Source organism: Vibrio sp. Vb0304, from assembly GCF_033338995.1.
GTDB lineage: Bacteria > Pseudomonadota > Gammaproteobacteria > Enterobacterales > Vibrionaceae > Vibrio > Vibrio alginolyticus.
This window is the reverse complement of record NZ_JAWOTT010000025.1, coordinates 46,093-52,358: the sequence shown is the minus strand read 5'-3', so window position 1 is coordinate 52,358 and position 6,266 is coordinate 46,093. Positions and strand designations below refer to the sequence as shown.

6 protein-coding genes are annotated in these 6,266 nt (G+C 45.0%); all 6 read right to left on the bottom strand.

Going from position 1 to position 6,266, the window contains the following annotated elements; translation table 11 throughout:
* Positions 1 to 364: 364 nt before the first annotated feature.
* On the bottom strand, positions 365 to 1,078 hold the full coding sequence (fre, locus tag R7P35_RS20550; RefSeq protein WP_005382872.1) for an NAD(P)H-flavin reductase: 714 nt from the start codon (positions 1,076 to 1,078) through the stop codon (positions 365 to 367).
* A 14-nt stretch (positions 1,079 to 1,092) separates the two neighbouring features.
* Positions 1,093 to 1,362: a 2Fe-2S iron-sulfur cluster-binding protein gene (locus R7P35_RS20545; protein ID WP_009696789.1), complete on the bottom strand. Its 270-nt coding sequence runs from the start codon at positions 1,360 to 1,362 to the stop codon at positions 1,093 to 1,095.
* Positions 1,359 to 3,212, bottom strand: a complete 1,854-nt coding sequence (gene ubiD, locus R7P35_RS20540; protein WP_318092543.1) for a 4-hydroxy-3-polyprenylbenzoate decarboxylase — start codon at positions 3,210 to 3,212, stop codon at positions 1,359 to 1,361. The genes R7P35_RS20545 and ubiD overlap by 4 nt, the downstream gene beginning before the upstream one ends.
* A 91-nt stretch (positions 3,213 to 3,303) precedes the next feature.
* Positions 3,304 to 4,296: a hypothetical protein gene (locus R7P35_RS20535; RefSeq protein ID WP_005378756.1), complete on the bottom strand. Its 993-nt coding sequence runs from the start codon at positions 4,294 to 4,296 to the stop codon at positions 3,304 to 3,306.
* 106 nt (positions 4,297 to 4,402) lie between these two features.
* Entirely contained in the window at positions 4,403 to 5,662 is a 1,260-nt protein-coding gene (gene rho, locus R7P35_RS20530; protein ID WP_005378757.1) for a transcription termination factor Rho, read from the bottom strand.
* Positions 5,663 to 5,858: 196 nt separating this feature from the next.
* Positions 5,859 to 6,185, bottom strand: coding sequence for a thioredoxin TrxA (gene trxA, locus R7P35_RS20525; RefSeq protein ID WP_004745500.1), 327 nt, complete (start codon positions 6,183 to 6,185; stop codon positions 5,859 to 5,861).
* Positions 6,186 to 6,266: the final 81 nt, after the last annotated feature.

Genomic DNA, 6,266 nt, shown 5'->3' with positions numbered 1-6,266 from the left:
TGAAGCCGAAGCTTCTAATTGGATTATCATCAACGAGTGCCCACACAGATTGATAGGTCTATATTGTTAAAGAGCTTGCTTTGCGAGAAGTTTTTCTTCTCAAAGCGGAGGTGCATTCTAGCGATTTAATTGACAGTGTCAAACACTTTTTCAATTTTATTTTTCGTAGAAGCTTTCACCTCTCCGACCCTGCTGAAGCCTTATCGCGTCTGCCGTGTCGGTGGATGCGCATTATAGGGAACTCAGTTCCGTTCGCAACCCTTTTTTGAAAAAAAATGGAAAAAAATGACTGTTCGATGACTATTTCATCAAAAAAGCAAAAAAGAGGGTAAAAAACCCTCTTTTTCTGCCTTAAAAGCCGTATTTAAATGAATGCGTACGCGTCTGCGAACATACGTTCGCTCTTCGCTTTCTTGTTCTGAGTGAACTGTTCACGTGCTGCGCCAGCCATTTCAAAACGACCTGCAATATAGATATCGTAGTTTTCTAAGCTTTCGAAATCTTCAGCTACAGCTTGTAGCACGTTACCAACTTTACCTTGCCAGTCTGCAGGAGCTTCTTCTACTACTGGCACAAAATGAACATTGGCAAACTTGTCGGCAATCTCGACCAGTTCGTCTTTAGCATAAAGCTGGCAGTTATCGCGCGCGCCCCAATATAAATAGATAGGATTGGTTTTATTCTGCGCTACGCAGTGATCCAGAATCGAGCGAACGTAACTGAAGCCTGTACCACCAGCAATTAATAATAATGGGCGTTCGCTTTCTTCTTGAACCCAAGCATCGCCATGTGGCGCATCAATTTCAATCTGACCATCAGTTTCAAGCGCCGCTTGCATTGCTTCGACAACTTCTTGTGCATAAGCGTTGTGTTCCGCAGCACCGATGTGCAGTTCAAGTTCACCTTCATGACGACAAGGGCTGCTTGCGATAGAGAAAGGACGTTTGTCTTTTTCACCCATCACCACCATTAGGTACTGACCCGCTTTAAAAGGCACTGGTGATTCTGGATGAAGAAGGATTTGGTAAGTATTACAAGCTAACGGCTGAATAGACTTTACTTTACATTGGATGGTCATGGTGTTCCTCTCGCTTACTCGTCAAAAGTAAGCACTAAATTACTTTCTGTATAGGCTTGGCAAGGGAATATCCAACCTTGCTGTTGCTCTTTTTCGGTTAGCATAGGTTCGAGGTGATAGCTCACCTCGCCCGTTAGCTTTTTACACATGCACATGGCGCAAGCGCCAACTTGGCAACGGTGTGGGAAGCGAATATTGTTGTTGAGCGCAGCTTCCAACACCGTCTCCCCTTCTTTTACTTGGAATGTAACGTCCATTGGTAGAAGGTGGACTTGATGACTCATAGAATACCTAACTGGTCCCAAATCTCATCGACTTTAGCCACAAGTTTAGGATCTTTTTTGATAGGCGTACCCCACTCGCGCGTGACTTCAGATTCGAACTTGTTGGTCGCATCCAGTCCTAATTTGGATGAACTCTCAGTCTTACCAAGCACTTGAATCGTGTCTCTATCTGGGTCCATTCGAGTTGTCACCGCCCAAATGATGTCATTCCAATCTCGTGCATTAACGTCATCGTCGCACAAAATGATGAATTTGTTATCCGTGTACTGAACAAAGAAGCCCCATAGATGTTCCATCAATTCTTGGGATTGACCAGCTTGGTCTTTCTTCATAGTCACGACAGCAAATTGGTTGTTTGCTGTAACTGGAAGATAGACGTCAACAATCTCAGGGCGTTGCTGTTTCAACTCATTTAGTTCTGCTTCGGTAATCGCTTTGCTGTCTCGCTCAGTAACCTCGGTTCGCGTCGCCAGCTCGGCATCCCATTTAATGGTCGCATCCAAGCCCATTTTGGAGCCAAGCCCAACCACTGGTGAAGCAAAGTCGAGCGAGTCGATTGGCGTGTTATCTATCATCAAGGTATCACGTACAGGATCCATATGCTCTGACATGGCTTTCACGACATCATTCCAATCTCGTGCGTTTACCGATTCATCGCACACAATAACAAACTTGGTATACATGAATTGACGTAAGAAAGACCACACGCCCATCATTACGCGCTTGGCATGTCCTGGGTACTGCTTCTTCATGGTGACGACGGCCATTCGGTACGAACAACCTTCTGGCGGAAGATAGAAGTCTTCAATCTCTGGGAATTGCTTTTGCAGAATAGGCACAAACACTTCGTTTAATGCCACACCCAATACAGCTGGTTCATCTGGCGGACGACCTGTGTAGGTGCTGTGATAAATAGGGTCTTTACGCATAGTAATGTGCGTAATAGTAAATACGTGGTGCTTTTCTTTTTCGTTATAGTAGCCAGTGTGGTCACCGTAAGGACCTTCATCAGCAAACTCGTTCGGGTCGATATAGCCTTCCATCACGATTTCCGCGCTCGCTGGCACTTCCAAATCGTTGCTGACTGACTTCACGACTTCCGTTTTGCTTCCACGTAGCAAACCTGCAAATGCGTATTCCGATAGCGTATCTGGCACTGGTGTTACTGCGCCAAGAATGGTTGCTGGGTCTGCACCAAACGCGACCGAAACTGGGAAAGGTTTACCTGGGTTGGTTTCCATCCAATCGCGCAGATCAAGCGCACCACCACGATGGGCTAACCAACGCATGATGATTTTGTTCTTGGCAATTTTCTGCTGACGGTAAATGCCTAGGTTCTGACGTTTCTTATTTGGACCTTTGGTTACGGTTAAGCCCCAAGTAAGCAGCGGCGCTACATCTTCTGCCCAGCAGCTCATTACCGGAATTTTATCCAAGTCGACTTCATCACCTTGCCAAACAATGTCTTGGCATGGTGCTTTACGTAAACGCTTAGCCGGCATGTTCAATACTTGTTTGAACACTGGCAGTTTTTCTAAAGCGTCTTTGAAGCCTTTTGGTGGCTCAGGTTCTTTTAAATAAGCCAGCAGCTTACCGACTTCTCTTAATTCTTTAACATCTTCACGTCCCATACCGATTGCGACACGCTCTGGTGTACCAAACAGGTTAGTCAAAACAGGTACGTCGTAGCCGATTGGGTTCTCAAACAACAGCGCAGGTCCACCAGCACGCAAGATGCGGTCGCTGATTTCTGTCATTTCATAAGCGGGATCGACAGGGTGAGTGATGCGTTTAAGTCGACCTTTCTGTTCTAGGTGGTCGATAAATTCGCGTAAATCCTTAAAACTCATAGGCCTTCATGCTGGCTGATTAAACTGTCCGCAGTATAACAAATAGGAGGACGCTAAGATCCTCCTATTTTGTGTGGGTATGTGAGCCAGATTACTTTAATACTTGTTCAATCTGCCGAGTCTTTATCTGATGGTTCGAAGATACTAACTCTTCCAACCAGGTTTGATGCCCTTGTTGAGCAAGCTCTCGAGCAACCATGGTTGCTTCTTCTGATAACGCCATTTTTCTAACTAGAAACTGCTTTACTTGCGGAGATAGAGGGTTAGATTTTGTAAGTAGACTAATAGCTTCTGGCTTGAGTGATGGGTTAACTGTGGCATTCATCAATTGCTGAATGGAAAAAACGTCTCCAACCGCAGCTAAACGCTCAAGCTCGGACTGGCTGTTGTAATCGGCTTTCATCCGCCAGAGTAAGTTGTACACTTCCTCATCCTGACTAACTTGTGCCAACCTGACTATCACGGCCGTCGAGGGTAACCAACTGGTCACATTTGCTTTGGTTAACTGGGCCGTTAATGCAGCAAGCGCGTTGGGTGATAAACTGTCTAACTCTCGAATCAAAAGCGCTTCACGCGCTTGAGCTTGTTGAGATGGCCCTGTAAGCCATTGCTTTAAGTTAAGCTCTCTTCGTTCAGCTTGTAAGACAAAGTCCAAGGTACTTTGGTCTTGTTTCCAACGCTTAATCAAGCGACTCGCAATAACGGGAAAGTTAAAAGCGGGTACACTAAATTCATACCCATCACCTCGCTCTAACACTTGATAAGTCGGGGTCATACGGATCTGGGACTCAACAAACAGAGCCATTCGAGGCGTGAGAATCACATCTTGCTTTTCAAGCTTTTCCAACAATTGAAAGCGCACCACCTCTTGTTGAGGCAAAGCAAGTCGATCAAGGGCAAATTTAAGCGAGTCGACTTCATCTCTGACAGCGTAATCAAGCAGTTCAGAGACTTTAGTCTGTATTTGAGTATCCTGAAGCCACTGTTCTACTACAGACTCATGCATTTCCTTGGCAGATAATGTCGCAGGTAGAGTGATAAGTGACAAGCTCAGGAGTAATGACGACAACATTCCTTGTTGCATGTTAACCTCCCGATAACATTTCCTTCATTCTGATACTTCTATCGGGAGAAAGCAATAAAAAAGCCACCGATATACGGTGGCTTTTCGCAGAATAACTTATCTGAGACTATTGACGACGCATCGCATCGAAGAACTCATCGTTGGTCTTCGTCATCGCTAGCTTATCGATTAGGAACTCCATTGCGTCGATTTCGCCCATTGGGTGAACGATCTTACGCAGAATCCACATCTTCTGTAGTTCGTCAGTCTTCGTCAGTAGCTCTTCACGACGTGTACCTGAGCGGTTAAAGTCAATCGCAGGGAATACACGCTTCTCAGCAATCTTACGGTTCAAGTGCAATTCCATGTTACCTGTACCCTTGAACTCTTCGTAGATAACTTCATCCATTTTAGAACCAGTATCTACTAGTGCCGTTGCAATGATAGTTAGGCTGCCGCCTTCTTCTACGTTACGTGCAGCACCGAAGAAACGCTTAGGACGATGTAATGCGTTTGCATCCACACCACCTGTTAGTACTTTACCTGATGAAGGCACTACGGTGTTGTAAGCACGAGCTAGGCGAGTGATAGAGTCAAGCAAGATAACCACGTCTTTCTTATGTTCAACAAGACGTTTTGCTTTCTCGATCACCATTTCCGCTACTTGTACGTGACGAGATGCTGGCTCATCGAAAGTCGACGCAACCACTTCACCTTTAACTAGGCGTTGCATCTCGGTTACTTCTTCTGGACGTTCGTCGATAAGAAGAACCATCAACTCACACTCTGGGTGGTTGTACGCGATGCTTTGCGCGATGTTTTGCAGAAGCATTGTTTTACCCGCTTTAGGCGGAGCAACAATCAGACCACGTTGACCTTTACCGATTGGCGATGCCAAGTCTAAAACACGTGCTGTAATGTCTTCTGTTGAACCGTTACCACGCTCCATCACCATGCGCTCATTCGCATGTAGAGGGGTAAGGTTTTCAAATAGGATCTTGTTACGGGCGTTGTCTGGTTTATCGTCGTTAACGGTATTGACTTTTAGAAGGGCAAAATAACGTTCACCGTCTTTTGGTGGACGAATTTTACCAGCGATAGAGTCACCAGTACGTAGGTTAAAGCGACGAATCTGACTTGGTGATACGTAGATATCGTCCGGACCCGCAAGGTATGAACTATCTGCACTGCGTAGGAAACCAAAGCCGTCTTGCAGAATTTCCAGAACCCCATCGCCAAAGATGTCTTCGCCGCCTTTAGCGTGCGCTTTTAAAATCGCGAAGATGATGTCTTGTTTTCTTAAGCGAGCTAGGTTCTCTAATCCTAAGCTTTCGCCCAGTTTTACAAGGTCAGACACAGGTCTGTTCTTCAGTTCGGTAAGGTTCATGGTGGTGGATTCTTGTTTAGTCAAAATAAGATCTGTTTTCTAGTTAAGATGGATTTGGTCTCAGGATCGACCAAGAAGAGAAATTTGTTCAATTAACGCGCGATAAGTTAGCACTAATTAGTATTCTAGTCCAGAGTTAGAAAAACAAAACCGTGCATTGTAACTTTGCACGGTTTTATCTGTAATCACTTGGTGATTATAAGTTTGCGTCTAGGAACTCTTTTAGTTGAGTTTTAGACAGAGCACCTACTTTCGTTGCCGCTACGTTACCATCTTTAAATAGTAATAGCGTTGGAATGCCGCGAATACCAAACTTAGGTGGTGTACCTGCGTTATGGTCGATGTTTAGTTTACCGATAGTGAGTTTGCCTTCGTACTCGTCTGCGATTTCGTCCAAAATAGGAGCGATCATTTTACAAGGACCACACCATTCTGCCCAAAAATCCACTAGAACCGGGCCTGCAGCGTTGATTACATCGTTTTCAAAACCGTCATCAGTTAGCTGCAAAATCTTATCACTCATCTTCCACTCCAATGTGTTTTTCGAAACTGGTTGGATGATAACCAGTAATTAGATGCCCTATTGGAATGTATTTACTTTCGT